Here is a 23936-nt window from a genome sequence, read left to right as displayed (position 1 = left end):
AAGTCGCGGATGATATCGAGAATTATTGTCATTTGTCATGTTGGCGATTACAGCGCTCATCCAGCGGTGGCCAAACCGTCGAAACCGTCTTTACTTTCGAGGGTTCAATCGACAGGAGCAGCAACATGTCCGGATGGTACGAGTTGAGTAAAAGCAGCAACGGCCAGTTCAGGTTCGTGCTGAAAGCGGCCAATGCCGAAACGATTCTGACCAGCGAGCAGTACACCTCCCGCAAGGGAGCAGAGGACGGCATTGCCTCGGTGCAGGCCAACAGTCCGCTGGATGAACGTTACGAGAGGAAGTCGACGAAGGACGGCCATCCGTACTTCAATCTGAAGGCGGCCAATCACCAGATCATCGGCAGCAGCGAGTCGTATTCCTCGGAGGCTGCTTGCGATAAAGGCATTGCCAGTGTGAAGGCCAACGGCCCGACAAAATCCATCAAGGACAAGACCCTGCCGGTCCTGTAACCAATTTTCAAATCCCTTACAAATCCCCTGTGGGAGCGAGCCTGCTCGCGAAAGCGGTCTATCAATCAACATCCTCATTGACTGGTATGCCGTCTTCGCGAGCAGGCTCGCTCCCACATTGGTTTGCAGTATGCCAGCAGGATCAGCGCAGGGTTTTGAGGATTGCCTGCAACTGACCCCGCCCGGTTTCGCTCAATGGAAACACCGGCAAGCGCGGGTCGCCCACCTCCAGCCCGGTGTCACGCAACCCGGCCTTGATCGTCGCCGGCAAACCACCCTTGAGGATGAAATCCAGCAGCGGCAACTGGCGATAGAACAGTTCGCGCGCCTTGGCCAGATCCCCCGCCAGCGACGCCGCGTACAGATCCAGGTTCAGTTGCGGGATCAGGTTCGGCGCCGCCGTGCACCAGCCTTTTGCCCCGGCGGCGAACGCTTCCAGTGCCAGCGGGTTGCAGCCGTTGTAAAACGGCACCTGACCTTCGCCAAGCAATTGCAGCTTGTGCATGCGCTGGATATCGCCGGTGCTCTCTTTGACCATGGTGACGTTTTCCACCGCGTTGACGATGCGCAGAATTAACTCGACCGACATGTCGGTGCCGCTGGTGGCCGGGTTGTTATAGAGCATGATCGGCACGCCGATGCTGTCGCCGATGGCGCGGTAGTGGGCGAGGATTTCCGCCTCGGTGAGTTTCCAGTAAGACGCCGGCAAAACCATCACCACGTCGGCGCCGTGGGCTTCGGCAAAACGCGCGCGACGCACGGCTTTGGCGGTGGTCAGGTCAGACACGCTGACGATGGTCGGCACGCGTTTGGCCACATGTTTGATGCTGAACTCAGCGACCTGATCCCACTCGGCGTCGCTCAGGTAGGCGCCTTCGCCAGTGCTGCCCAGCGGGGCGATGGCGTGGACGCCGCTGTCGATCAAGCGATCGATCGATTTGCCCAGCGCGGGCAGATCCAGCCCTTCGCCATTGGCGCCGAACGGGGTGATGGTGTAGCCGATGATGCCGTGAATGTTGGACATGGGGATGACTCCGTCAAAAGGGTTTCAGTTCAGGCAATCGGCGTGTTGGCGCAGGTTCTGCCGAGCGTAATAGTTGAAAGCGGCGGCGTGGCGTTTCGGTTTCGACACCCAGTCGTGCGCCTCGCGGCCCAGCGCCGGAATGATCGGCTTGATCGTGCCGGCGGCCATTGCCAGCAGTTGCAGCTTGGCGGCGCGCTCGATCAATTGCGCGATGACACAGGCTTCCTCGATCGTGGTGCCGGTCGACAACTGACCGTGGTGCGACAGCAGGATTGCGCGCTTGTCGCCCAGTGCCCCGGCGATCAACTCGCCTTCCTCGTTGCCCACCGGTACGCCCGGCCAGCCTTCGAGAAATGCGCAGTCGTCGTACAGCGGGCACAGGTCCATGTGCGAAATCTCAAGCGGCACTTCCAGCATCGACAGCGCGGCAATGTGCGTCGGGTGGGTGTGGATGATGCAGTTCACGTCCGGGCGGGCGCGGTACACCCAGCTGTGGAAACGGTTGGCCGGGTTGGCCATGCCGTGACCTTCGAGCACTTCCAGATCCTCGTTGACCAGCAGCAGATTGCTCGCCGTGATTTCATCGAAACCCAGGCCCAGTTGCTGAGTGTAATAGGTGCCCGGTTGTGGGCCACGGGCGGTGATCTGCCCGGCGAGGCCGGAGTCGTGACCGCTTTCGAACAGAATCCGGCAGGTCAGGGCCAGCTTTTGCCGGTCTGTCCACGTATTATCCGCCAGAGATTTTTGCATCTGAGTCAGCGCTTGCTTGACCAGTTGGTCTTTGGGTAGTGCTAATGTCTTGGCCATGTCTGTGTCCTTTGGGTGATTGCAAATGACACTAAAGAGGCTATATGACACAAGGTGTCATTGGCAAGCACAAATCGTCGCTTCCTCAATGGAATAACCGCTGCGCATGTCTATCCGTTTGAAATTGTTGAGAAAAAAACTTGGCGTAACCCTTGAGGCATTGGCCGAAAAATCCGGCATGACCAAGAGTTATCTGTCGAAAGTCGAGCGCGGGCTGAACACCCCGTCGATTGCTGCTGCACTAAAACTGGCGAAAGCGCTGAACGTGAAAGTCGAGGAGTTGTTCTCCGAAGACAACGTCAGCCTCGACAGCTACAGCCTGGTGCGCAGCCACGAGCGTCAGTCACTGGCGGCCAACGATCAGAGCCCGGGTTATGCGGTGCTGGCGCATCAGGTCAGCGAGCGCAACCTGCTGCCGTTCATCATCTATCCACCGGGCGAGTTCACCGACAAGACCTTCAAGGAGCATCTGGGTGAGGAGTTTCTGTTTGTTCACGAAGGGCAGGTGGAGGTGGATTTCATGAACGAGCGAGTGCTGCTGGAACGCGGCGATGCGCTGCACTTCAATGCGCAGAAACCGCATCGGATCAGATCAGTGGGGGAGGTGCAGGCGCAGTTGCTGGTGGTGGTGCATAGTTCCGAAGAGTGAGGCCTCCAAAAGCTTCGCGAGCAGGCTCGCTCCCACAGGTCGAATGCATTCCAAATGTGGGAGCGAGCCTGCTCGCGAAAGCGCCAGTCAGGCCTGCATCAAACCTCGACGGGCACCGACAGCTTCGGATTGCCCAGCGGGTGGCTCTTCGAATCGAAGAACCGCAACTCAACCGCCGTGCCCTCGAACACCTTCGCGTAATGCCGCTTCTGATGCTGAATGAACGCTGCACTGCGCGGATAAATCGAGATCGCCACGGTTTTCGGTTTCGCCAGACGCAAGGCACGAATTATGTGGTTGTCCTGCTCACCCAGCGCATGACCGAAGATGCACAGATTGTCTGCATGCCCCAGTAACTGCTCATAGCAGAATGACAGGTAATCCGAACTGCGGATGGTCTTGAGCTTGTCGGCGCTCGGCCCTTCGGTGACGAACAGCGGCACGTCATCCAGCGTCTTGATCGTGTTGTTGATGGCGAAACTGCCGAGCAGCGTGCCTTCGGTCGAGGTCAGTTTGCGCGCGGTGCCATCCTGATTGCGCACCAGGTGCAGGCCACCGTGCAGGTACAGCAAACGCGATTTGCTCGTGGCCGTTTCGCTCAGGTCGAAGCTGGCATTGGCACCGTTGAACAGGTCGTCGATAGCCTCGCTTTGGTGCTGCAGAGCCCAGTAGTTGAGCAAGTCGTAATTGGTCGTGAACACCGTACGATAGCGCGCCAATTCTTCGTTGAGCGTTGTCAGGGTCGAGGCCTGCACCAGGCGCCACGGAATGTGCACGGCGTGCACGGTGTTGATCAGCGCTTCCTTGATCGCATAGTAGCGATTGCGCGGCGCCGCCGAGCTGACCGCCAGTGCCTTGTTCACCCGGCTGGTGGTTTTCAGTGCGCCGAGGACCTGCTCGAAACTGCGTGTCTGCATCGCATCGAACACGCTCAGTTCCGATGGACTCAGCGGTTTCTCTTCCACCGTGCGGGCGTTTTCGAACAGCGAGTCGTAGCCGAAGTCGTCCCACACCGCGCGGCTGGCGCCGTTGCCTGCCAGCAAGCCCTTGAAGTCGGTCGCGGCGCGCAGGGTGTTCCAGTCTTCGAGGGTGGCGTCGACATCCAGAAAATCGCTCATTGCTTGGCACATCTCAAAACATAGGGGCTGATGGGCGGCGACTTTATCACGAGCGGGCATTGAGCCAGATCAACATCGCCCGTGACTGATCGGTCGATCCTGTAGGTATCCACCGAATCAGACAGTCGACTCGGTCCCAGTCAGGAGACACACGATGAGCAGTACCTTTTTCATTCCGGCGGTCAACATCATGGGCAGCGGATGCCTCGACGAAGCCATGATCGCGATCCGCAACTACGGTTTTCGCAAGGCACTGATCGTCACCGACGCAGGGCTGGCAAAGGCCGGCGTGGCGACCATGGTTGCCGAGAAACTGGCGATGCAGGACATCGATTCGGTGATCTTCGATGGCACCAAACCAAACCCGAGTATTGCCAACGTCGAAGCCGGGTTGGGGCTGCTGAAAGAGCGTCGCTGTGATTTCGTGGTGTCGCTGGGCGGCGGTTCGCCACACGACTGTGCCAAGGGCATTGCCCTCTGCGCGACCAACGGCGGGCAGATCCGTGATTACGAAGGCGTCGATCAATCGAGCAAGCCGCAACTGCCGCTGATCGCCATCAACACCACCGCCGGCACCGCCAGCGAGATGACCCGGTTCTGCATCATCACTGACGAATCGCGCCACGTGAAAATGGCCATCGTCGACCGCAACGTCACGCCGCTGCTGTCGGTCAACGACCCGGCGCTGATGGTCGCCATGCCGAAAAGCCTGACCGCTGCCACCGGCATGGATGCGCTGACCCACGCCATCGAAGCCTACGTCTCGACCGCCGCCAACCCGATCACCGACGCCTGCGCCTTAAAGGCCATGACACTGATCAGCAACAACCTGCGTCTGGCCGTGCGCGACGGCAGTGATCTTGCTGCGCGGGAGAACATGGCCTACGCGCAGTTCCTCGCGGGCATGGCGTTCAACAATGCGTCGCTGGGTTACGTACACGCGATGGCGCACCAGTTGGGCGGTTTCTACGACTTGCCCCACGGCGTGTGCAACGCGGTTCTGCTGCCGCACGTGCAGACCTTCAACGCGCTGGTGTGTGCCGATCGCCTGACCGATGTCGCACACGCCATGGGCGCAGACATTCGTGGCTTCAGCCCAGAGGAAGGTGCCCAGGCGGCGATCACCGCAATCCGCAGCCTGGCCAGTGACGTCGAGATTCCCGGTGGGCTGCGTGATCTCGGCGCCAAATGCACCGACATCCCGATTCTTGCCGCCAATGCCTTGAAAGATGCGTGCGGTTTCACCAATCCGCGTGCGGCGGATCAGCGGCAGATCGAGGAGATTTTCCGCAACGCGTTTTGAGATCGGCTGCATTCTGAAAGAGTTTGGCTGCTACACCGACGCCATCGCGGGCAAGCCCGCTCCCACAGTTTGCGCGGCGATACATAAATCTGTATTCGCCGCAGAACCCTGTGGGAGCGGGCTTGCCCGCGATGACTGACTTCAAGGCAGCGCAAATCCATCTGCTATTCCCATCACCCAGCCATCACCAGATTCCTCTCAAACACCCCACCAAACTGAATCAACACCACCCCCGCGATCAACAACACCGCGCCAGACACCCGCGACAATGTCAGCTGTTTCTCGACCAACCCGAACAGCCCAAAGTGATCCAGTACCATCGAAGCAATCACCTGCCCAGCCAACGCCAACGCCACAAATCCCGAAGCGCCAAGCTTGGGCAAGAGCATCACCGCCAACGCCACAAAGCACACGCCAAATGCACCGCCGGCCCACATCCACAGCGGCGCCTTGCTGATGAAGGCCAGCGACGGTAACGGCAAGCGCAGCGCCACAATCACCGGCAACAGCACCAGCACGCTCACCAGCAACGAGGCCAGCGTCGCCCACAACGGATGGCCCAATCCGCGCGCCAGATTGCTGTTGATCGCGCTCTGGAATGGCACCACCGCCCCGGCAAAAGCGGCCAGCGCCAACAGGCCAGCCCACTGCAACGTACTCATGGTCTTCCTCCAACAGATTTTTCTGGACTCTAGGCTATTCGCCACGCAGATTTAAATTCCGTTTTGTCATCCAGAACATGCATCAAATGAATGATCTGCGCCGTATCGACCTCAATCTGCTGGTTATCCTCGACGCTTTGCTCAGCGAGCAGCATGTCACCCGTGCTGCCGAGCGCCTGCACCTGAGCCAGCCGGCGGTCAGCCATGCGCTGGCAAGGTTGCGTGATTTGCTCGGCGACCCATTGCTGGTGCGCGCCGGTTCCAGTCTAGCGCCGACCGCGCGGGCATTGGAACTGGTCGCGCCGCTGGCCGAAGCGTTGGCCCAGGTGCAATCGTTGCTGGCGCCCAACACCTTCGATCCGGCCAGTGCCCGGCGCACCTTTCGCGTGGCGATGTCCGACTATGGCGCGGCGATCATCCTGCCCTCGCTGATCCGCGCCCTGCGCCGCGAAGCGCCGGGCATTGATTTGCAAATCAGCCATGCCAGCCGCGAAGGCATGCTTGAAGGTGTGCTCAACGGCGATATCGACGTCGCCGCCGGCGTGTTCCCGGAAATGCCCAATGAACTGCGCAGCACGCTGCTGTTTGAAGAACGCTATGTCTGCCTGCTCGACCGCCAGACATTGCCCGCCGATGGCGTTCTGGATCTGCCGACCTACCTGTCGCGCCCGCATGTGCTGTTGGAGATGCGTGGCAGCGGCACGCCGGAAATCGAACGGGCGCTGACCGCTTTGCGCGAACGCCGCCGCGTTGCCATCAGCCTGCCGCACTGGAACGTCGCGCCGCAGTTCATCAGCGGCACGGACCTGATTCTGACGGTGTCATCGCGGGGGCTGCGGGAGATTGATCAGCGAGAATTGATCGTCGTGCCGCCGCCGTTCGAGATACCGCCGTTCACGTTTGTGCTGGCGTGGCACAAGCGCCGGGGTGGGGATCAGGCGTTGAACTGGTTGAATCACAGGATTGAGGAGGGGATAGGACGGTTGGGGAGCGGCGTTTGATCGTCCGCTACCACTTGCCGGGTGGAAGTTGGCGAGTGTGGAAAATGCGTAAAACCTGCAGCCGGCCCTGACGGACCCGATATGGAATCAAATATGGACGATCTGCAAGCGCCCACTCACGAGTTCCGGGCAATCTCCCTTCACGCCCCGAGGCGGGAAACTGTTCGAGGTGGTCGACACTGGCGAAAATGGCCTGAACAAACTCCGAAGCTGCCTTCGGGTTTTCCAGTGCTATGTAGGCGGCTTCATCATCGAGATTCTTTAACGCGGTACGTAGCCACTCAACGCGCATTGGTATTCCACTTGTCAGCGATGGCTCTTACCTCGTCGGACGTCGCGAAATCCCCGGCATCAGCTTCTTTCACAGCCTGCTGAAGCTCTTCAATCTGCCAGGCTTCCCGCGCGAGATATTCGCGTAATGCGTCTACCGCCAGATAAGACTTGCTGCGTCCGGTCGCCTTGGCGAGGTTGGCGAGGGTGTTGGCAATTTCGTCGGGTATACGCAGAGACATGACTGACATGGCGATCTCGGTGTAGTGGTTTGTAATACACGACACTACAACGTCATACGAGAACAAACCAGCTCCGCTTGTCTCTCTGCATGATTCAAAAGTGATGGCCTTGTGGTGTTGAACTGGTTGAATCACAGGATTGAGGAGGGGATAGTGCGCGGCTGAAAAGTTATCAAGGAGCGGGATGTGACAATGAAGTCTGGATTGATCCGGTGTGTGGCGCTGGGTGGGTGGCTGATGGCGGGGCAGGTGTTTGCCGATTGCACGCCGCCAGCCGTTGAGGGAGAGGATATGTCTGCCTGCAAGGATTGGCCGGCCTACCCGGGGCTGACCATCAGCGCCGCTACCCGGTTTCAGCGTGGCACCGTCGAAGCGCTCGCTACCCATGATCTGGACTTGTCGGTGCTGAAGGAGGGTCAACCGAATCCGATTGCCGCTTATCAGCAGCCCGCTGCTTTCGTGATGGACGGTGTCCGTTTGTCCGAACTCAAAATCGACACGGCTCGCTACAAACTCACTCCCGACCTTCGAGCCTTTGGTCTCCGCGCCACCCTCACCAACGGTTCCCGGCTCAATCCCCTTGAAGAACACCAACTCTCGCTTTACGTGCGCGATGGGGAGACCTTGCGTCCTGTCCTGCGACAATTGGTGGTTTATGAGTATGGCGGCGAGTGGGATGACAACTGTGCTGGCGAGCGTTTTGAGATTTCAAGAACCGTTGATATCGCTAAAACGAGCTCCCACGGTTATGCAGACTTGATTGTCAAAACCCAGGAAACAGGCACGACAAACGTGGTTGAAGGCGACACCTGTGAAGATAAAATCAGCGTATCCAAACCGGTTTTGACAACGCTGCGCTACGACGGAAAAACTTACGTCCTGCCACCCGGTTTCAAAGGCCTCTGACTGACCTGTTCAAACACGACTTTTATCAAGGAAGAACAATGCTCACCCCAACCAGACTCCTTATCGCTCTCGGTATTCTGGCCATCACCGCCCAAGCCCAGGCCGCTTGCACCACCAAGGCTTATGACGGCCAATCGATGTCTCGTTGCGTCGTCTGGCCGGCTTTCCCGAATCAGGCGATCTCGGTCAAATCCACGTACCTTGCCGACTCCGGCGGCGATGATGCCGGGGTGCTCGATCTGGATCTGGCGATCGTCAACGCCAGCGACGCAAAACCCATCGCCATCTACCGTAAACCTGGTGCGTACAACTCCGACGCCATTCGCTTTGACGATCTGCGCGTCGACACCGGCCGCTACCGGCTGGCGCCGGATGTCCGGGCGTTTGGCCTGCGTTCAAAGTTCGAGCACAGTTCCAGCGCCATTCCCTACGAGAAAACCGATCTGGCGCTGTATGTCCGCGAAGGCAATGAGCTGCGCCCGGTGCTGGAAGGCCTGGTGGTCTACAAGAACCACGGTGAGTTCATGAGCGGTTGCGCGGGCTACATGAAGAAAACCCGCAGAACGCTCGAAATCGGCTCCACAAGTCATCACGGTCTCGCCGATCTGATCATCACCACCAGCGGCAGCAAGATGAAAAACACTCAGTCGGGCAGCGAGTGCGTTTCGAAAACCACCGACCTGAAGAAAACCCAGATCACCCTGACTTACGACGGCCAGCAATACGTCGTCCCTGAAGACCTCAGAGGTTACTGATCCGATGCTCACCGGCCTCAATCACCTGACGCTTGCCGTCACTGATCTGAATCGCAGCCTGGCGTTCTATCGCGACGTGCTGCAGTTGCGCGTCGAAGCGACGTGGGATGCCGGTGCCTATCTGTCGCTGCCAGGGCTGTGGCTGTGTCTGTCGCTTGATCCAAAACGAGATGCCCAAGCGTCCGCCGATTACACCCATTACGCCTTCAGCCTTGGCGCTTCGGACTTTCCGCTGTTCGTCGAGCAGCTAAAAGCGGCAAACGTGCAGGAATGGCGGGATAACCGCAGCGAAGGTGCGTCGTTCTACTTTCTTGATCCCGATGGCCACAAGCTCGAAGCCCACGTCGGTGGATTGGCTTCGCGGCTGGCCGCATGTCGACTGAAACCGTACGCCGGCATGCGTTTTTACGACGAGCCGTGATCTGACACATTTCGCTGATATAGACTGGCGACCACGTGTTCTGGCGCTTGCAGGTATCCCATGACTCCATCGTTGCTATTGGCCGTGCTGGCCTCGGGTTTCATTTACGGCATCACGCCGGGGCCGGGTGTGCTGGCGGTATTCGGTATCGGCGCGGCTCATGGGCGGCGAGCGGGGGCAGGGTTTCTCTGTGGGCACCTGCTCGGCGACGTCGTCTGGTGCAGCACCGCGTTGATCGCAATTGTCGGCGCCCGGGAAATCGGCAGCACTGCATTTGATGTGCTCGGCGTACTCAGCGGTTTGTATCTGTTCTGGCTGGGCTGGCGTGCGGTGCGTGCGCAACGACGCAGCGATGACCAGCCGCAAGGCGCGGCGCGCAATCCGTTCTGGCACGGCATCCTGTTCGGCCTGACCAATCCCAAGGCCTATCCGGTGGCGGTGGCGACGTTCACTGCGTTGCTGTCGAGCCGCGCCGAATTGCTCAACTGGTCGATGTTGCCGACGCTGATCGCCCTGAGTTTCTTCGGTGGTTTGCTGGCTTACGCTATCCTCATTGGCGTTGTCGGCGCGCAGCGGGTGCGCACGATCTATCAGCGTCACGAACTGCTCATTACCCGTTTATGTGGCGTGATGTTCATCGGTTTCGCCGTCAATGCGCTGGTGCATGCGCTGCCAGGGCTGATGCCGAACAAGGCTTGATTTTGCGTGCAGGGATGCGGGATCAAACGGTCAGGGATGGTTGATCAGTGCTGCATTGCCCGGACACTTGTGCTGAACCATGGAAAGCCGTAATTCCGCGCCGTTGGCGAGTTTCATCGACCTGTTGCTGGACGCCGTTTGTGCGGTGGACAAGCAGGGTCGCTTCGTTTTTGTCAGCGCCGCCTGCGAGCGCGTTTTCGGCTACACGCCTGACGAGTTGATCGGTCGGCAGATGATCGAACTGGTGCACCCGGCGGATCGCCAGCGCACCCTCGCTGCCGCCAGCGAGATCATGGGTGGCGAACCCAAATTCAATTTCGAAAACCGCTACGTGCGCAAGGACGGCAGCGTCGCCCACATCCTCTGGTCGGCGCGCTGGTCGGAAGTGGATCAGCTGCGTATCGCCGTGGCCCGCGACATCACCGAACGCAAACAGGCCGAATCGCGGCAAGCGGCGCTGTATGCGATTTCCGAGGCGGCGCATGCGGCAGAGGATTTGCTGGCGTTGTTCAAACGCATCCACCTGATCATCGGCGAGTGGCTGCCGGCAATGAACTTCTCGGTGGCGCTCTACGACGAGCACTGCGCACAGCTGAACTTCCCTTATCACGTTGACGATCACGAATTGCAGCCGGAAAAACCCGGGACGATCACCGGGCGCCTGTGTGCACAAGTGATCCGTAGTGGTCAGCCGATTCTTCTGACGCCGGACAGTGCCGATTCCCCTGCGGATTTTGCTGCATTGGTGGCCGAACAGAATTCACCGTGCTGGCTCGGCGTGCCGCTGAACTCGAAAAACGGCACCATCGGCGCATTGATCGTAAAGAGTCTGCCCGGCGGTGAGCGCTACACCGAGCAGGACAAGGAACTGCTGCAATACGTCTGCGCCCAGGTCGCCACCGCTATCGAGCGTCAGCAATTACATGCGCGCCTGCGGCGCATGGCGCAATACGATCAACTGACTCAATTGCCCAATCGTGAGTTGCTCCGTGATCGCCTGAAAGCTGCCATGGCCAGCGCCCGCGAACAATCCGGGCACATGGCGCTGTTGTATGTCGATCTGGATCGCTTCAAACAGGTCAACGACACTTTTGGGCATGCAGTAGGCGACATGCTTCTGCAAACTGTGGCCAATCGCCTCAAGGGCTGCGTGCGCGAGACCGATACGGTCGCGCGGATCGGCGGTGATGAATTCGTCGTGTTGTTGCACAGCGTGCAGGCGGCGGAGGACGCGGACGGCGTGGCGCAAAAGATCCGCCAAGTGCTGGTGCAGCCGATGCGCCTGGATGGCCACAACCTGAAGATCGAGCCGAGTATCGGTGTCGCCCGCTATCCAGAGCATGGTTGCGAGGAGCATCAACTGTTTCGCCATGCCGATCAGGCGATGTATGCCGCCAAGCGCCAGAACCATCACGCGCTCAATAGCTGATTTCGGGTCCGCCGTTCGTCGCGACAAAGGCAACTTTTCTAAACCTTTGCCCGCCAGGAAATTCTCAATCTAGGCGGGCACCTGCTCGCTACGATCAATACCAAGAGGTAGAGAATCATGCCTAATTCAAGAAACTCGAACTCGGGAAACTTCGCCAACGATCGAACGAAGGCCTCTGAAGCCGGTCGCAAAGGTGGGAAAACCACCACAACGACGGTCGATAAAGAGCCTGCGAAAACAGATATGGGCCGCAAGCCCGCTCAGAAATCGAAGTAGTCGGTGAAGGTTGTTTTGATTGAGAGGCGGGGGCGCAAGCTCCCGCTTGAATTTTGAGAGAAGGAGGGCGCGACCATGAGCCGGATGGCCACCCAAGTACGTCGTTTGAGTTTTGCCACTGTTCTGGGATTGTTCGCCAGCAGCGCTTTTGCCCAGTCGCCAGCCGAATTCATCAACGATGCATCAGCCAAAGGCATGGCTGACATCGAAGCCAGTCGTCTAGCGCATCAGAAGACCGAATCCAAAGAGGTCAAGGATTACACCATCGTTGTCATCAACGACCGCACCACGGCCAATCAGCACTTGGCGAAAATCGCCAAAAAGCTCGATTTACCCGTCGCACCGCGTGAAGAAATGGCCGATAAAGCCAAGGAGATGATCCCTGAAGTGAAAGACGGCGCAACCTTCGACCAGGCCTACGCCGCCAGTCAGGTGAAAGCCACCGAAGAAGCCATTCAACAGATCCAGCAAGAAGCGCAGACCACCGATGTCCCGGAGATCAAGGCTTTCGCTGATGAGACGTTGCCCAAACTGCAAAACCATCTGCAAATGGCCCGAGCGCTGCAAGCCAGCCGCTAATCTAAGCCTTACAAAAAAACTGTGGCGAGGGAGCTTGCTCCCGCTGGGGCGCGAAGCGGCCCCGTTCTTTTAAAGAAACGGGTCTGCTACGCAGCCCAGCGGGAGCAAGCTCCCTCGCCACAAATGCTTGTCAGCATTCATTCAGATCCTGCTTCGGTTTGCTCTTCTCCCCCAGCCCCTCAAGATTGAAAACCTCCCCTTCGCCCAGCGCACGGTAATGCTTGCGCAATGCTTCCAGTTGCTTCAAATCCAGCGCCTCCAGCCCCAGCATCGCGTTCTGCGCCTCTTTGGTCACGAGCAACAACTCATCAATCTTCAAGTGCAGGATGTCGGTGTCACGGTTCTGCGTGTTCTGGATCAGAAAAACCATCAGGAACGTGATGATCGTCGTTGAGGTATTGATGATCAGTTGCCAGGTGTCGTTGTAATGAAAAAACGGCCCGGTCAATCCCCAGACACCGATCAGTACCAGCGCCCCCATGAAAGTCTTGGGGCTACCGGCCCACAGGGCGAGCTTCTGGGAAATCTTCGCGAATTTCATGGCCGAGGTCCTTATTGGGGGAGTGCTTGAAATTCAGACACTGACGGCATCAGGAAAATTCTACCGGCGACTTGTTCCTTTCCGATAATCCAAAGAGCACATCGGGAGGACTGAGCAATTCAGGTACTCAGCTTTCATTGTTCTGGTTTGTGGCTAGTATCAAGTGGCGATCAAATTGCCATTAGCTCATTACACGGATAGAAAACTCATGGAATTTTTCGAAAAGTTAGCCAGCCTAGCCGCCAAAGTCCGGTTGCAGAGCGCCGCAATCCAGACGGAAGAAGCAACGAAAAATGCATTCGTCATGCCATTCATTAGCACTGTGCTGGGATATGACGTCTTCGATCCGACCGAAGTGACGCCTGAGTTTGTCTGTGATGTAGGTACAAAAAAGGGAGAAAAAATCGACTATGCCATCATGAAAGATGGTGAAGTGCAGATTCTGATTGAGTGCAAAAAGGTTGGTGAGCCGCTACATATCAATCACGCCTCGCAACTATTTCGTTACTTTCACGTTACCAGCACACGTATCTCCATCCTTACCAACGGACAGGTTTACAAGTTTTTTACAGACCTGGATGCGCCTAACAAAATGGACGAAAAACCTTTTCTGGAACTGGACCTCCTGGATATTGATGAATACTCGGTTCCCGAGTTAGTGAAGCTGACGAAGTCGGCTTTCGATGTTGATTCGATCATCAATGCTGCTGGCGAACTGAAGTACGTCAGTCAAATCAAGAAGGTGATTGCGGCACAGGTCAACAAGCCGGACGATGATTTCGTCAAGGTATTCGCCTCACGTGTGTACGACGGAGTCATCACACAAAAGGTGCGCGAGCAGTTTCATGAATTAACGAAAAAAGCCGTGGTGCAGTTTTTAAATGATCAGATAAACGATCGCCTTAAATCTGCAATGAGCGGAGCCATTCATCCCTCCTTGGCATCTCAACCCTCAGCTCCTGTTGGGACTGATCCAATAGACCCTCGTGACGAGTCAGACGAAAAGGTATTAACAACCCTTGAAGAGTTGGAGGGGTATCACATCGTTCGTGCGCTTGTTAGGTCAGTGGTCGATGCCAAGCGAATTGTTCAGCGTGATACGCAAAGCTATTTCGGCATCCTGTTGGACGACAACAATCGCAAACCGATCTGTAGGTTGCATTTCAATCGCTCCCAGAAATACATCGGTATCTTCGATGAGGAAAAAAACGAAACACGTCATCCGATCAACACAGTGGATGACATTTATGAATACTCGGATCAGTTAAAAAAGACGGTTGGATATTACGACTAAAAAAACCGGCCTTATTGGCCGGTTTTTTTGTATCTGCTTAATCTACGAAATCGATTCCAACCGCCCAAGCGAAATACCCCCCTGTCTCACATTGCTGATTGACCAGCATGAAGTTCAGCACGCACTCGGCTGTGCCGGACGTCTTTGTGGTGCACGCCCAGTAGTGATCGTCGGCCTTGTGGCTGCCGGGGGTGGTCGGGTGGCTTGGGTCCGGGGCGGGGACGGTGACGCCAGGGTGAACCTCAAGCAGTGGATCCGTCAGTACGCCACTGTTACCGACGGTCATGCCGTAGATCACTACGCTGTGTTCAGCGATCAGGCTGATGCTCCTGCCACGAAAATGAAGGTCGCGGCCAATTTCGATAGGCAATGTTATTTTGCTGTCACTTGTAACATTTTTATTTGAGTTGTTACCTGTGATGAAAAAGACCAGGCCATCAGTGATGCGCGTCGGATTGGCGGCATCTTGGCTCGGGTCGGGATTGTGTGCGAGTACGGATTCAGCATCGAAGATCAGCAACACGTTGTGCGCGTTGTTGAAGGCGGTAGAGGGTGACGGGATCGGTTCGGAAGTCATCATGGATTCCTTTCATGATGTTGGCGCCAGACGGCAGCCGCTTCGGTCGAGGCAAGACATCCTGTTCCGGCCGGGGCGGCATCGGATCGAGTGGATCCCTCGTTGCCAAGGGATCCTGCGCATCGTCAGTTGTGGATGGAAATAAACGGATCCCACGAGCAGCAGCCGATGATCTGGCAGTCGCGGTTAACGATCAGGAAATGGAAGTGATAAGTCACGCGACCGCAATCAAGGGTCTCGGAGGACCAATAGTGGTTATCGACTTTCTGGCAGCTTGGCACTGATGGATTGCTGGTGTTTGGCACTGCGACGCAAGCTGTAGCTTTGCGCGGTGTAGGTGTCGAGATCAGCTCGGCACCGGCGTTGCCGATGAATTTGTAAAAAATTACCGCCTGCTCGAAGCTCTGCGACAGGCTGGTTTCACGCCAGCGGATCAAGTCGCCGACCTGCGCCTTGATGTCCAGTTCGCCCCCGGCCTGGCCACTGACGACGTTGTCCTGGTTGGTGACCATGTACACATGATGCCAGTCGATCAGCGTTGGGTTCTTCGGGTCCTTGCTGATGTTTGGATACTTTTTCAGAATGGTTTCAGTGTCGATGGAAACCAGAATATCCGTCACTCGAGACATGGTAACGCTCCTTTTTTCATAGTGAACGTCGGACTGCAGCGCAGGCACGACGACGCTTGCTTGCCGTATGGCGTTTGCGAGCACACTACTGGGGAACCCACCAGTCATGAGAGATGAGCAGGCCGTGCTCCTTGCACGAAATCCTATGGGTCGGGTTCCTTCCGACTGCCGCACCTTGACTATAGGCAGGATTTTTATGCTGTCAAAATCGCTTTTGACTGGCTCGACGAACGGTGACCGCTGCGTCGAGTTAGACGACTTGGCAATAAGGTATTGAGCTGAAATGCTTTGCAACGAGTCACTCTGGAACTGCTCGCGTCGCTGCCTGTATCGTGACGAACCGTTGGAATGCCCCCGACAGGAGAACGCAATGAGTTGGTCAGCCAAGCAATACGTCGCTTTTGAAGATGAACGCACCCGCCCGGCCCGCGATCTGCTGGCGGCGATTCCCACGGTGCAGGGGCGAACGGTGGTCGATATCGGATGCGGTCCCGGCAACTCGACGGAGTTGCTGGTGCAGCGGTTTCCCACAGCAAAGGTCAGCGGACTGGACAGCTCGCCCGACATGATCGACGCCGCACGCAAGCGCTTGCCGCAGTTGCAGTTCGATGTGGCCGAGATTGATCGGTGGGACGATGCCGGCCCTTACGATGTGATCTTTGCCAATGCGGTGTTGCAGTGGGTGCCGGACCACGCGACGCTGTTGCCGAAGCTGGCGGGAAAACTGGCGTCGGGCGGGAGTCTGGCGATCCAGATGCCGGACAACCTTAACGAACCCTCTCACCGGCTGATGCGCGAAGTCGCCGCAAACGGCCCATGGGCCAGCAAGCTTACCGGTGCAGCAGGGCAGCGCACTGACATGGCGAGTGCCAGCCAATACTTCTCGATGTTGCGTCCGCACTGCGCGCGAGTCGATGTGTGGCGCACCACCTATCACCATCAGTTGGCGGGCGGTGCCGCGGGCGTCGTTGAGTGGTTCAAGGGCAGCGGGTTGATTCCGTTTCTGAGCCCTTTGACTGAAAGCGAACGGGCGCAGTATCTGCAGCAATATCTCGCCGAAGTCGAAAAGGCTTATCCGGCAATGGCCGATGGTTCGGTGCTGTTGCCGTTCCCGCGCCTGTTTATTGTGGCGACCCGACAATAAAACCGGGAAGCGCTCATGGCGTTCCGAAAGTGCCAGTTCTATTGCTGAATGTTCCCCTTGAGTTTGCAGCGGAAGACGGTACTGTCCGCACCCATTGGCGGATGTGAGACGGACGCTCTCAGAAAATGTTTCGGCATTCGGCGTAACTACAAGGAAGGGTAAGCATAGTGATCTGGTTTCTCGAAGGGCAGTCCAGTCAACGCGACATCATTCTCGGCGCGCGCGAGGCGCTGCCGACCGACGTGAAGATTTATGCGTCGCATCGAGGGGATCGTCCGGAAATTACCTCGCTCGCCGACATCAGCTTCGTGGAGCCTGCGGACAATCAGGCGCGCATTGATTGGGTCATTGCGACTGCGCAGGCTCACAACATCAAAGTTGTCCTGGCGGGCCGCGTTGGCAGCGTTTTCGAACAGGCTCGACAGCGTTTCGAGATAGCAGGCCTGGTACTGGTTACCGGTGCGCTTTCTTTGGATACGTTTGATCTGGTCGATAACAAAAGCCGGTTCACGGCAGAAGCGGAACGAGCGGGGCTGGCCTGTGTGCCGGCGATCACCGCCGCCAATGCCGAGGAAATGATCGCGGCTTATCAGACGCTGGGTGTATCGGGCGAAGTCTGTGTCAAACCGGCCGTGGGCATTTACGGCCAGGGTTTCTGGCGTTTCAAGGCAAATGCCGACCCTTTCCGTTGTTTTGCCAACCCCGATGAGCGCGAGGTCAATTTCGACCTTTATATGCATGCCTATCGTTCGGCCGACAAGCCGCCGCCACCGATGCTGGTAATGCCGTATATGGCGGGAAATGAGTGTTCGGTGGATATCGTCTGTGAAGCCGGTCGCCCGATTGCGTTCGTTGGCCGTCGCAAGACAGGTCTGTATCAGCTATTCGAGCGTGAAGGTGCCGCCGTGGAGCTCGCTCTGAAGGCTGCGGAACACTTTCAGTGCGATGGCATCGTCAACGTCCAGACCCGTGACGATGCAGACGGTAAACCGCATCTGCTGGAGATTAACGCACGTTACTCGGGAGGTATCGGTTACACCCGGGAGGCCGGTTTGAACCTGCCCGGTATCTTTGCCACTCGTCGGCTGGGTTTGCCTGAGCCACCGGGCGCTTGGCGGCCAAACGTGCGCATAAAAGACATTACTGTCGCGGCACTAGCATCATCCTGATATTAAATCGACATATGAAGTCTGTTACCATTTACGCGTTTTGGTCGTTCGATACGGCCCTATGCAGGAAGCAATACAAGGAATTTTCAAGGAATGATGGTGCTCGCGCCTGGCGCAAACACCGCAGTATCAAGCGCCCGGAGTGAATGGACTCTGGAATGTGGAAACTCCTCGGCTTTCGGGGAATACGCCGCCGTTGCCATATTGCCGGTTGATGAAAAACGCCGCCCGAAAGGTGATGCTGCCCTTTTTCAGACGCCACGTGCGTGGATGGAATGGGTAGGCGATCAGCAAAAAGTCGGCTGCAAGCTGAACCTGGACGAAATCCCGGCCGGCAGCGACCGCGTGCTTCTGGTGGTCTACACGTTTTCCGCCGTCGGGCCGGTCAGTGAGCTGAAGAACCTGCGTCTGCAGGTGGATGGCCAGATCGAGCACTCCCTGGATCTGCGCGAAAACGGCGAGTCCGCCATCATCATCGGCGAGTTTTACAACCGCAATCAGCAGTGGAAATTTCGCGCACTGGCCGAAGGCTCTGCCTACGGGCTGGCGGCACTTGGCCGTCGCATCGGCCTCGAAGTCGACGAAACCCACCCCAATGGACGAGCGAACGCACCGGGTTCCGGCAGAGCCGCAGACAGCGCCACCGGTACCGCTTTCGCTGTTTCCCCTACCCACGTCATGACCTGTGCCCACGTCATTGAAGGCATGCGCGAGATTCACATCGCCTCGTTTGACGGCCGCTATCGTGTCGATCCCGTGGTGGTCGATCGACGCAACGATATTGCCCTTTTGCGAGTGATCGACTCCCCTCCATTGAAACCGGTGACCTTCAAGTCCGGGTTTGGCTGTGTTCTTGGTGAAGACATTGTCGCGTTGGGCTTTCCGCTGGCCGGTTTCGCCGGTGGCGGTGTCCACGTCACTCAAGGTGGTGTGTCGGCACTGTTCGGTCTGCGCAACGATGCCAGTCTGTTGCAGTTCACCGCGCCCATTCAGCCAGGCTCAAGCGGCAGCCCGCTGTTCGATTTTTCCGGTGCCGTGATTGGCCTCGTGACCTCTTCGGTACCCGACGCACAAAACATGAACTTCGCAGTGAAAGCCTCGCTGCTGGTTTCGTTCCTCGATGCTTGCCGGGTCGATGGAAAAATTAATGCGGCTGACAAGACGTTCACGGCGGCGCAACTGGCGCGCGAAGCGCAAGCATCGATGTGGCGGGTGGAAGCCACAAACCTCTGATTCACTTTTTGAATTGAAACCCACGGAAGAGGCGCTGGATCTTTGATCCCGCGCCAAGTCAGGAATTTGTTAATGGAATCTGGTACAGCAACGAAAGCGCTGAGCGCACAACTGATGCGTGGGCGTCTGGACGTCAACGTTGATGATGCTGTCATTGCCCCCGAATCACTGTTTGGCTTTGCCGAACGCCGTAATCCGAAGCGGGCATTCCTGTTCGTGTCGAAAGTGCTCGGACGACATATTCCGGTCCGGCCATCGGTGATGGCCGCCAGTTTTGAAAGCCTGGCCGTCGAAATTCCGGCGGATCTGCCAGGCCCTGTGCTGGTTATCGGCATGGCCGAAACCGCTGTCGGCCTCGGTGCTGGCGTCCACCGTGCGTACAGCGCCACTCGCCCCGACACGGTGTACATGGTCAGCACCCGGCATCCCACCGGGACCGAGTTGTTTGCCCGTTTCGAAGAAGAACACAGCCACGCCAGTGCGCACCTGATTCACCTCCCGGTCGATCCGCAAGTGCGTGAGCAGATGCTCAACGCCCGTTCATTGGTGCTGGTCGATGACGAGGCCTCGACGGGCAAGACATTCATCAACTTGCATCGGGCGCTGGTCGATGCCGGTCTGGATAAAGTCGAACAGGTTGTGACCTGTGTGCTCACGGACTGGTCCGGCGGCGCGGTGCGTGAAGCACTGGGTGATTGCGCGCATCAGGTCTCCCTGTTGCAGGGCTCGTATCAATTCCATGAAGACGCGGACGCGCCTTTGCCCGACATGCCGGCCGTGGGCACTATCGCGGCCGGTGACTGGCCGGTGAGTGCGGAAAATGACTGGGGACGCCTCGGTGTACGGGCTGTCGCCGACACCCTGGCGCCTGGCCTTCAGGTACAACCGGGGGAGCGCATTCTGGTAGTGGGCACCAGCGAGTTTGTCTGGCGTCCGTTCCTGCTCGCCGAACGTCTGGAGCGCGCTGGTGCTGATGTCCACTTCAGTTCGACCAGTCGCTCGCCGATTGCGCTGGGACATGCGATCGAGCATGCCTTGTCGTTCGCCGACAACTACGGCCTGGGCATTCCAAACTTCCTCTACAACGTGCGTCCGGGTCAGTTCGACCGGGTGCTGATCTGTTCGGAAACTCCGCAGCAGGCAGTCTCTGCCGAACTGCTGAAGACCTTGAATGCACAGGTGATCGTCGATGCAAAGTAACCGTCCCCTAGCACTGGTTGACCTCGACGACACGTTGTTTCAAACCGCACGCAAAATGAAAGAAGGCACACCTCGCCACACCGCGACCCTTGATATCGACGGTCAGCCCAACGGCTACATGAGCCCGGTGCAGAAGTCGATGGTCGAGTGGCTGCTGGCGACGACCGATGTCGTCCCGGTCACGGCGCGCAGCGTGGAAGCGTTCAGTCGGGTCCGGTTACCTTTTCAGCACGGCGCCATTTGCTCCCATGGCGGGGTGATCCTCGGCGCGGACGGCACGCTCGATCAGGCCTGGCAGGCGCGCATGGAAGATCTCCTCGCCAACTATCAGCGCCGTCTGCCGGAGTTGAGTGAAGCGACGCTGGCGATTGGCAAGCAGCTGGGTATTTCCCTGCGCGGTTGGGTGGTCGAAGAGCAGGGCTTGCGTCACTACGTGGTCACCAAGCACAACGAGAGCAATGACGACGTTCTCGATGCGGTGCTGGCCGAAGTTCGAGCGCAGGGCTTGCTGGATGGCCTGCACATTCATGGCAACAGCAACAACCTGGCATTCCTGCCGCAGGGCCTGTCCAAGCAGGCGGCGGTTCAGGAATGGTTGCGCCGCGATCGCGAGATCAATGGTGAGCGCCCTGTGCTGGGCTTCGGCGACAGCATCACCGACCTGGCGTTCATGGAGGAGTGTCACCTGTGGGCGACTCCGACGCGCAGCCAGTTGGCCAAGCGGGCAGGGGCTTCGATTCATGAGTGATGCGATCTCCAGCCTGGTGACGGTGGGCAGTGCGAGCTATGCGCCGGATGACGTGCATTTCCTGCTGCAAGCCGTGCAGATGGACGTGACGGATGTCGAGGAAAAAGAGCGTCTGATTCAAACGAAGCAGAAGCACTATTCCGAAATGATCAGTCTGGAAAGTGCCCCTAGCGATGTGCACAAGGCCCTGTACGAACGGGTGCTGGCGCAGAACGGCGCGCGCATGGCAGCGGATGTCCAAGCCCTGGCACTGGGCTTGAACGAAGCCTGTACCGGCGCTTCGATTGTGCTGGTGTCGTTCGTGCGCGCAGGCCTGCCGCTGGGTGTGCTGTTGCGTCGCGCGCTCATCGAGATGGGCCGTGAAGCCTTCCATTACGGCATCAGCATTGTCCGTGATCGTGGCATCGACACGGTTGCTCTGGAAGCAATCGTCCAGACCCACGGGGCCGAGAACATCGTCTTCGTCGATGGCTGGACCGGCAAGGGCGCGATCAGCGGCGAAATTCAACGCAGCCTTGGCGCCGACGCACGTTTCCCGAAATCTCCCCGACTGGTGGTGCTGGCTGACCCCTGTGGTCGCGCCTGGATGGCCGCTTCGTCGGAAGACTGGGTCATCCCGTCGGGGATTCTCGGTGCCACCGTTTCCGGTCTGGTGTCGCGTTCGATCTGGCCTGAAAACGGCGGGCTGCATGGCTGCGTGGTCTATGACCACTTGCGCGAGCACGATGTGACACAGGCGTTCATCGAGCAGATCGAAACCCACCGTAAAGCGTTGGGCGTCGTGCCGAAAACCCTGCCATGGACTGACGAGCAGCGTCTCGAACTCCAGGGGGCGGCCACCCACGTCGTTGAAGCGCTGGCGGCACGTTTTGAGGTGAGCAATCTCAACCGGGTCAAGCCAGGCATCGCCGAGGCGACCCGTGCGGTGTTACGCCGTGTCCCGCACCATGTGTTGATCCGCGACCGCAGCGACAGTGACGTGCAATTGCTGATGCACCTGACAGAAGCCGCCGGCGTGCCGGTCGAAGAAGTCGGCGCGCAGTTGGGGCCTTATCGGGCGGTGACGATCATTCGGAGTCTGGGCTGATGAAAAAACTTTCTCCTTATGCCCTCGGGGCCACGCTCTACATGCCCGCGACCCGCGCCGACCTGTTGGACGTGGTGTTCCGCACCAAGTTGCCGGAGCTGCGTTCGCTGGTGGTGTGCCTGGAAGACGCAGTCGCGGACATTGATATCGAGACGGCGCTGACCAACCTGCATGGCTTGCTGAGCGTTATCGATCAACGCGGCGGTCGGCCTGAGGGTGGTCCTCTGTTGTTCGTGCGTCCGCGTGATTCGCAGATGGCCGCCGTTCTCAACGACTGGCCGTTGATGGCGCATGTCGATGGCTTTGTCATCCCGAAACTGACCCTGGCCAATCTGCGCGCCTGGGAGCAGGCCGTGACCAATCCGGCGCTGTTCCTGATGCCGACGCTGGAAACCACGGACGTCTTCAACCCCGGCGCGATGGTCGAACTGGGGCAGGCGCTCAAGGCCAGCCTCGACCAACGAATCATCGCTTTGCGCATCGGTGGCAACGACTTGATGGGCAGCCTCGGCCTGCGCCGCAATCCGACCACCACGCTTTACAGCACGCCGATGGGCTACGTGATTCCGATGCTGGCGGGGGTGATGGGCTCGCTGGGTTTCGCCTTGACCGCGCCGGTGTTCGAACAACTGGCGTCGCCGCAGTTGCTCAAGGAAGAACTGGAGTTCGATATCGCCCATGGCCTGGTCGGCAAGACTGCCATTCACCCCAGCCAGATCGAAATCATCCAGGACACGTTGCGCGTCAGCCTGGAAGACTTCAACAGCGCCAAGCTGATCGTCAGCGATGTGGCTCCGGCGGTATTCCGCCACAACGACGCGATGTGCGAGCCCGCCACCCATTACAAGTGGGCGACGAACATCCTTGAACGCGCTCGCTGGCACGGTATCCGCCATGCGGAAACCGGCGTCGGCGAAGTTTCGATTCGCCTGGCAGAGGCCGCAGGATGATAGAGCAGATCGACAACCCCGCCGCACCGCAGCGGCCAGTCCTCGCCGTGTTCGATTTCGACGGCACGTTGACCCGGCACGACAGTTTCGTGCCGTTTCTGAAGTTTGCGTTCGGCGCGCGCGAGTTCAATCGACGCCTGCTTCGACTGGCGCTGCCCAGCCTGCGATTCGTTACCCGGCGGATGAGCCGTGACGAACTCAAGGCGCAGTTGATCCGCACGTTTCTGACTGGTGTGAAGCTTGAGTGGCTGCAACAGCAAGCCGCGAGTTATTGCACGCGGGTCTGGCCGCGATTGATGCGCCCGAGCGGGCTGCTGGCGATCGAAGCCGAGATCAGTTCCGGTGCCGTGGTGACGTTGTGTTCCGCCTCACCTGCGCTGGTTCTGCAGCCTTTCGCTGATCGTCTGGGCATCAAATTGATCGGCACAGAACTGGAGGTGGTGGACGGCGTATTGACCGGCCACATCACCGGCGACAACTGCCGCTGCGCGAACAAAGTCCTCAGGCTGGAAGCGGTTTACGGCAGTTTGCTGCAATACCGAATCCGGGCCTGGGGCGATACCCGCGGCGATCACGAGTTGCTCGCGGCTGCTGAAGATGCGCACTGGCGGCACTTTCACCCGTCATGGCGGCGGGGACGCCTGCGGGTAATCAATGGAAAAAATCCGGGCGTGCGCGATGCGCAGACCGACCTGCATGAGGCGCACACATCCGAGCGCCCCATGAACACCGATGACCAACAAGGAGCGTAAC

At 58.4% G+C, this 23936-nt stretch carries 29 protein-coding genes; 20 read left to right on the top strand and 9 right to left on the bottom strand.

Features of this window, described 5'->3' with window-relative positions; translation table 11 throughout:
- The first annotated feature begins 125 nt into the window (after nucleotides 1–125).
- Entirely contained in the window at nucleotides 126–470 is a 345-nt protein-coding gene (locus ACIOWE_RS06980) for a YegP family protein (RefSeq protein WP_401389046.1), read from the top strand.
- Between the two features lie 142 nt (nucleotides 471–612).
- Here the strand turns inward: ACIOWE_RS06980 and ACIOWE_RS06975 are convergent, their stop codons facing one another.
- Together ACIOWE_RS06975 and ACIOWE_RS06970 are read right to left on the bottom strand one after the other, a co-directional pair.
- Nucleotides 613–1494 (bottom strand): dihydrodipicolinate synthase family protein, encoded by an 882-nt coding sequence (locus ACIOWE_RS06975; protein WP_401389043.1) that lies wholly within the window; start codon nucleotides 1492–1494, stop codon nucleotides 613–615.
- A gap of 24 nt (nucleotides 1495–1518) precedes the next feature.
- Nucleotides 1519–2301, bottom strand: a complete 783-nt coding sequence (locus ACIOWE_RS06970) for an aldolase (protein ID WP_401389040.1) — start codon at nucleotides 2299–2301, stop codon at nucleotides 1519–1521.
- 106 nt (nucleotides 2302–2407) lie between these two features.
- On the opposite strand from ACIOWE_RS06970, the gene ACIOWE_RS06965 reads away from it, so the two are divergent.
- On the top strand, nucleotides 2408–2950 hold the full coding sequence (locus ACIOWE_RS06965) for a helix-turn-helix domain-containing protein (RefSeq protein WP_400759428.1): 543 nt from the start codon (nucleotides 2408–2410) through the stop codon (nucleotides 2948–2950).
- A 98-nt stretch (nucleotides 2951–3048) separates the two neighbouring features.
- On the opposite strand, the gene ACIOWE_RS06960 is transcribed toward ACIOWE_RS06965, so the two are convergent.
- Nucleotides 3049–4068 (bottom strand): DUF4917 family protein, encoded by a 1020-nt coding sequence (locus tag ACIOWE_RS06960; protein ID WP_401389037.1) that lies wholly within the window; start codon nucleotides 4066–4068, stop codon nucleotides 3049–3051.
- Between the two features lie 154 nt (nucleotides 4069–4222).
- On the opposite strand from ACIOWE_RS06960, the gene yiaY reads away from it, so the two are divergent.
- Entirely contained in the window at nucleotides 4223–5371 is a 1149-nt protein-coding gene (gene yiaY, locus ACIOWE_RS06955; protein ID WP_401389034.1) for an L-threonine dehydrogenase, read from the top strand.
- Between the two features lie 173 nt (nucleotides 5372–5544).
- Here yiaY and ACIOWE_RS06950 read toward each other — a convergent pair whose 3' ends face one another.
- Nucleotides 5545–6033, bottom strand: a complete 489-nt coding sequence (locus tag ACIOWE_RS06950) for a DMT family transporter (RefSeq protein ID WP_401389031.1) — start codon at nucleotides 6031–6033, stop codon at nucleotides 5545–5547.
- A 77-nt stretch (nucleotides 6034–6110) separates the two neighbouring features.
- On the opposite strand from ACIOWE_RS06950, the gene ACIOWE_RS06945 reads away from it, so the two are divergent.
- Nucleotides 6111–7034 (top strand): LysR substrate-binding domain-containing protein, encoded by a 924-nt coding sequence (locus ACIOWE_RS06945; RefSeq protein ID WP_401389029.1) that lies wholly within the window; start codon nucleotides 6111–6113, stop codon nucleotides 7032–7034.
- Between the two features lie 7 nt (nucleotides 7035–7041).
- On the opposite strand, the gene ACIOWE_RS06940 is transcribed toward ACIOWE_RS06945, so the two are convergent.
- Both ACIOWE_RS06940 and ACIOWE_RS06935 read right to left on the bottom strand, forming a co-directional pair.
- On the bottom strand, nucleotides 7042–7326 hold the full coding sequence (locus ACIOWE_RS06940; protein ID WP_401389026.1) for a type II toxin-antitoxin system RelE/ParE family toxin: 285 nt from the start codon (nucleotides 7324–7326) through the stop codon (nucleotides 7042–7044).
- Nucleotides 7316–7555: a CopG family ribbon-helix-helix protein gene (locus ACIOWE_RS06935; protein ID WP_401389023.1), complete on the bottom strand. Its 240-nt coding sequence runs from the start codon at nucleotides 7553–7555 to the stop codon at nucleotides 7316–7318. The genes ACIOWE_RS06940 and ACIOWE_RS06935 overlap by 11 nt, the downstream gene beginning before the upstream one ends.
- 183 nt (nucleotides 7556–7738) lie before the next feature.
- Here ACIOWE_RS06935 and ACIOWE_RS06930 point away from each other — a divergent pair, with 183 nt between their 5' ends.
- The 7 genes from ACIOWE_RS06930 (at nucleotide 7739) to ACIOWE_RS06900 (ending at nucleotide 12611) form a co-directional block, all read left to right on the top strand.
- Entirely contained in the window at nucleotides 7739–8452 is a 714-nt protein-coding gene (locus ACIOWE_RS06930) for a hypothetical protein (RefSeq protein WP_401389020.1), read from the top strand.
- A 38-nt stretch (nucleotides 8453–8490) separates the two neighbouring features.
- On the top strand, nucleotides 8491–9207 hold the full coding sequence (locus tag ACIOWE_RS06925) for a hypothetical protein (protein WP_401389017.1): 717 nt from the start codon (nucleotides 8491–8493) through the stop codon (nucleotides 9205–9207).
- 4 nt (nucleotides 9208–9211) lie between these two features.
- The gene (fos, locus tag ACIOWE_RS06920; protein ID WP_401389014.1) at nucleotides 9212–9628 is read left to right on the top strand and encodes a fosfomycin resistance glutathione transferase; all 417 of its coding nucleotides are present in this window, start codon (nucleotides 9212–9214) and stop codon (nucleotides 9626–9628) included.
- Between the two features lie 60 nt (nucleotides 9629–9688).
- Nucleotides 9689–10327 carry a LysE family translocator gene (locus ACIOWE_RS06915; RefSeq protein ID WP_401389012.1) on the top strand — a complete coding sequence of 213 codons (639 nt, stop codon included), beginning with the start codon at nucleotides 9689–9691 and terminating at the stop codon, nucleotides 10325–10327.
- Between the two features lie 79 nt (nucleotides 10328–10406).
- Entirely contained in the window at nucleotides 10407–11756 is a 1350-nt protein-coding gene (locus ACIOWE_RS06910; protein WP_401389009.1) for a diguanylate cyclase domain-containing protein, read from the top strand.
- A 117-nt stretch (nucleotides 11757–11873) separates the two neighbouring features.
- Nucleotides 11874–12032, top strand: a complete 159-nt coding sequence (locus ACIOWE_RS06905) for a KGG domain-containing protein (RefSeq protein WP_081500477.1) — start codon at nucleotides 11874–11876, stop codon at nucleotides 12030–12032.
- Nucleotides 12033–12107: 75 nt separating this feature from the next.
- The gene (locus ACIOWE_RS06900) at nucleotides 12108–12611 is read left to right on the top strand and encodes a DUF4142 domain-containing protein (protein ID WP_401389006.1); all 504 of its coding nucleotides are present in this window, start codon (nucleotides 12108–12110) and stop codon (nucleotides 12609–12611) included.
- 130 nt (nucleotides 12612–12741) lie between these two features.
- Here ACIOWE_RS06900 and ACIOWE_RS06895 read toward each other — a convergent pair whose 3' ends face one another.
- On the bottom strand, nucleotides 12742–13152 hold the full coding sequence (locus ACIOWE_RS06895) for a low affinity iron permease family protein (RefSeq protein ID WP_401389003.1): 411 nt from the start codon (nucleotides 13150–13152) through the stop codon (nucleotides 12742–12744).
- A 208-nt stretch (nucleotides 13153–13360) separates the two neighbouring features.
- Here ACIOWE_RS06895 and ACIOWE_RS06890 point away from each other — a divergent pair, with 208 nt between their 5' ends.
- Nucleotides 13361–14446: a type I restriction endonuclease gene (locus ACIOWE_RS06890; RefSeq protein WP_401389000.1), complete on the top strand. Its 1086-nt coding sequence runs from the start codon at nucleotides 13361–13363 to the stop codon at nucleotides 14444–14446.
- 37 nt (nucleotides 14447–14483) lie between these two features.
- On the opposite strand, the gene ACIOWE_RS06885 is transcribed toward ACIOWE_RS06890, so the two are convergent.
- Both ACIOWE_RS06885 and ACIOWE_RS06880 read right to left on the bottom strand, forming a co-directional pair.
- On the bottom strand, nucleotides 14484–15023 hold the full coding sequence (locus tag ACIOWE_RS06885) for an AidA/PixA family protein (protein ID WP_401388997.1): 540 nt from the start codon (nucleotides 15021–15023) through the stop codon (nucleotides 14484–14486).
- Between the two features lie 125 nt (nucleotides 15024–15148).
- Entirely contained in the window at nucleotides 15149–15652 is a 504-nt protein-coding gene (locus ACIOWE_RS06880) for an inclusion body family protein (RefSeq protein WP_401388995.1), read from the bottom strand.
- 370 nt (nucleotides 15653–16022) lie between these two features.
- Here ACIOWE_RS06880 and tam point away from each other — a divergent pair, with 370 nt between their 5' ends.
- The 8 genes from tam (at nucleotide 16023) to ACIOWE_RS06840 (ending at nucleotide 23935) form a co-directional block, all read left to right on the top strand.
- On the top strand, nucleotides 16023–16796 hold the full coding sequence (gene tam / locus ACIOWE_RS06875) for a trans-aconitate 2-methyltransferase (protein ID WP_401388992.1): 774 nt from the start codon (nucleotides 16023–16025) through the stop codon (nucleotides 16794–16796).
- Nucleotides 16797–16963: 167 nt separating this feature from the next.
- Nucleotides 16964–17965, top strand: coding sequence for an ATP-grasp domain-containing protein (locus ACIOWE_RS06870; protein ID WP_401388989.1), 1002 nt, complete (start codon nucleotides 16964–16966; stop codon nucleotides 17963–17965).
- A 93-nt stretch (nucleotides 17966–18058) separates the two neighbouring features.
- Nucleotides 18059–19198 (top strand): trypsin-like peptidase domain-containing protein, encoded by a 1140-nt coding sequence (locus ACIOWE_RS06865; protein ID WP_401388986.1) that lies wholly within the window; start codon nucleotides 18059–18061, stop codon nucleotides 19196–19198.
- 72 nt (nucleotides 19199–19270) lie between these two features.
- On the top strand, nucleotides 19271–20398 hold the full coding sequence (locus ACIOWE_RS06860; RefSeq protein ID WP_401388983.1) for a phosphoribosyltransferase domain-containing protein: 1128 nt from the start codon (nucleotides 19271–19273) through the stop codon (nucleotides 20396–20398).
- Entirely contained in the window at nucleotides 20388–21146 is a 759-nt protein-coding gene (locus ACIOWE_RS06855; protein ID WP_401388981.1) for a trehalose phosphatase, read from the top strand. The genes ACIOWE_RS06860 and ACIOWE_RS06855 overlap by 11 nt, the downstream gene beginning before the upstream one ends.
- Entirely contained in the window at nucleotides 21139–22233 is a 1095-nt protein-coding gene (locus ACIOWE_RS06850; RefSeq protein WP_401388978.1) for a cysteine protease StiP family protein, read from the top strand. The genes ACIOWE_RS06855 and ACIOWE_RS06850 overlap by 8 nt, the downstream gene beginning before the upstream one ends.
- A complete protein-coding gene (locus ACIOWE_RS06845) occupies nucleotides 22233–23183 on the top strand; it encodes an HpcH/HpaI aldolase/citrate lyase family protein (protein WP_401388975.1) in 951 nt (316 codons plus the stop codon). The genes ACIOWE_RS06850 and ACIOWE_RS06845 overlap by 1 nt, the downstream gene beginning before the upstream one ends.
- Complete coding sequence (locus tag ACIOWE_RS06840) at nucleotides 23180–23935, top strand: HAD family hydrolase (protein WP_401388972.1); 756 nt, start codon at nucleotides 23180–23182, stop codon at nucleotides 23933–23935. The genes ACIOWE_RS06845 and ACIOWE_RS06840 overlap by 4 nt, the downstream gene beginning before the upstream one ends.
- Nucleotide 23936 lies beyond the last annotated feature (1 nt).

The organism is Pseudomonas sp. NPDC087598 (assembly GCF_044743525.1).
Taxonomy (GTDB): domain Bacteria; phylum Pseudomonadota; class Gammaproteobacteria; order Pseudomonadales; family Pseudomonadaceae; genus Aquipseudomonas.
The sequence above is the reverse complement of the archived record's forward strand: the minus strand, read 5'-3'. Positions and strand labels throughout refer to the sequence as shown.

Bases quoted from the DNA above. Each gene is read 5' to 3' on its own strand.
- ACIOWE_RS06900 (WP_401389006.1), top strand. From the start codon at position 12,108: ATGAGCCGGATGGCCACCCAAGTACGTCGTTTGAGTTTTGCCACTGTT.
- ACIOWE_RS06840 (WP_401388972.1), top strand. From the start codon at position 23,180: ATGATAGAGCAGATCGACAACCCCGCCGCACCGCAGCGGCCAGTCCTC.
- ACIOWE_RS06860 (WP_401388983.1), top strand. From the start codon at position 19,271: ATGGAATCTGGTACAGCAACGAAAGCGCTGAGCGCACAACTGATGCGT.
- ACIOWE_RS06945 (WP_401389029.1), top strand. From the start codon at position 6,111: ATGCATCAAATGAATGATCTGCGCCGTATCGACCTCAATCTGCTGGTT.
- ACIOWE_RS06925 (WP_401389017.1), top strand. From the start codon at position 8,491: ATGCTCACCCCAACCAGACTCCTTATCGCTCTCGGTATTCTGGCCATC.
- ACIOWE_RS06935 (WP_401389023.1), bottom strand. From the start codon at position 7,555: ATGTCAGTCATGTCTCTGCGTATACCCGACGAAATTGCCAACACCCTC.
- ACIOWE_RS06865 (WP_401388986.1), top strand. From the start codon at position 18,059: ATGATGGTGCTCGCGCCTGGCGCAAACACCGCAGTATCAAGCGCCCGG.
- ACIOWE_RS06930 (WP_401389020.1), top strand. From the start codon at position 7,739: ATGAAGTCTGGATTGATCCGGTGTGTGGCGCTGGGTGGGTGGCTGATG.
- ACIOWE_RS06905 (WP_081500477.1), top strand. From the start codon at position 11,874: ATGCCTAATTCAAGAAACTCGAACTCGGGAAACTTCGCCAACGATCGA.
- tam (WP_401388992.1), top strand. From the start codon at position 16,023: ATGAGTTGGTCAGCCAAGCAATACGTCGCTTTTGAAGATGAACGCACC.
- ACIOWE_RS06965 (WP_400759428.1), top strand. From the start codon at position 2,408: ATGTCTATCCGTTTGAAATTGTTGAGAAAAAAACTTGGCGTAACCCTT.
- ACIOWE_RS06975 (WP_401389043.1), bottom strand. From the start codon at position 1,494: ATGTCCAACATTCACGGCATCATCGGCTACACCATCACCCCGTTCGGC.
- fos (WP_401389014.1), top strand. From the start codon at position 9,212: ATGCTCACCGGCCTCAATCACCTGACGCTTGCCGTCACTGATCTGAAT.
- ACIOWE_RS06915 (WP_401389012.1), top strand. From the start codon at position 9,689: ATGACTCCATCGTTGCTATTGGCCGTGCTGGCCTCGGGTTTCATTTAC.
- ACIOWE_RS06885 (WP_401388997.1), bottom strand. From the start codon at position 15,023: ATGACTTCCGAACCGATCCCGTCACCCTCTACCGCCTTCAACAACGCG.
- ACIOWE_RS06940 (WP_401389026.1), bottom strand. From the start codon at position 7,326: ATGCGCGTTGAGTGGCTACGTACCGCGTTAAAGAATCTCGATGATGAA.
- ACIOWE_RS06910 (WP_401389009.1), top strand. From the start codon at position 10,407: ATGGAAAGCCGTAATTCCGCGCCGTTGGCGAGTTTCATCGACCTGTTG.
- ACIOWE_RS06890 (WP_401389000.1), top strand. From the start codon at position 13,361: ATGGAATTTTTCGAAAAGTTAGCCAGCCTAGCCGCCAAAGTCCGGTTG.
- ACIOWE_RS06980 (WP_401389046.1), top strand. From the start codon at position 126: ATGTCCGGATGGTACGAGTTGAGTAAAAGCAGCAACGGCCAGTTCAGG.
- ACIOWE_RS06850 (WP_401388978.1), top strand. From the start codon at position 21,139: ATGAGTGATGCGATCTCCAGCCTGGTGACGGTGGGCAGTGCGAGCTAT.
- yiaY (WP_401389034.1), top strand. From the start codon at position 4,223: ATGAGCAGTACCTTTTTCATTCCGGCGGTCAACATCATGGGCAGCGGA.
- ACIOWE_RS06845 (WP_401388975.1), top strand. From the start codon at position 22,233: ATGAAAAAACTTTCTCCTTATGCCCTCGGGGCCACGCTCTACATGCCC.
- ACIOWE_RS06950 (WP_401389031.1), bottom strand. From the start codon at position 6,033: ATGAGTACGTTGCAGTGGGCTGGCCTGTTGGCGCTGGCCGCTTTTGCC.
- ACIOWE_RS06895 (WP_401389003.1), bottom strand. From the start codon at position 13,152: ATGAAATTCGCGAAGATTTCCCAGAAGCTCGCCCTGTGGGCCGGTAGC.
- ACIOWE_RS06880 (WP_401388995.1), bottom strand. From the start codon at position 15,652: ATGTCTCGAGTGACGGATATTCTGGTTTCCATCGACACTGAAACCATT.
- ACIOWE_RS06960 (WP_401389037.1), bottom strand. From the start codon at position 4,068: ATGAGCGATTTTCTGGATGTCGACGCCACCCTCGAAGACTGGAACACC.
- ACIOWE_RS06970 (WP_401389040.1), bottom strand. From the start codon at position 2,301: ATGGCCAAGACATTAGCACTACCCAAAGACCAACTGGTCAAGCAAGCG.
- ACIOWE_RS06855 (WP_401388981.1), top strand. From the start codon at position 20,388: ATGCAAAGTAACCGTCCCCTAGCACTGGTTGACCTCGACGACACGTTG.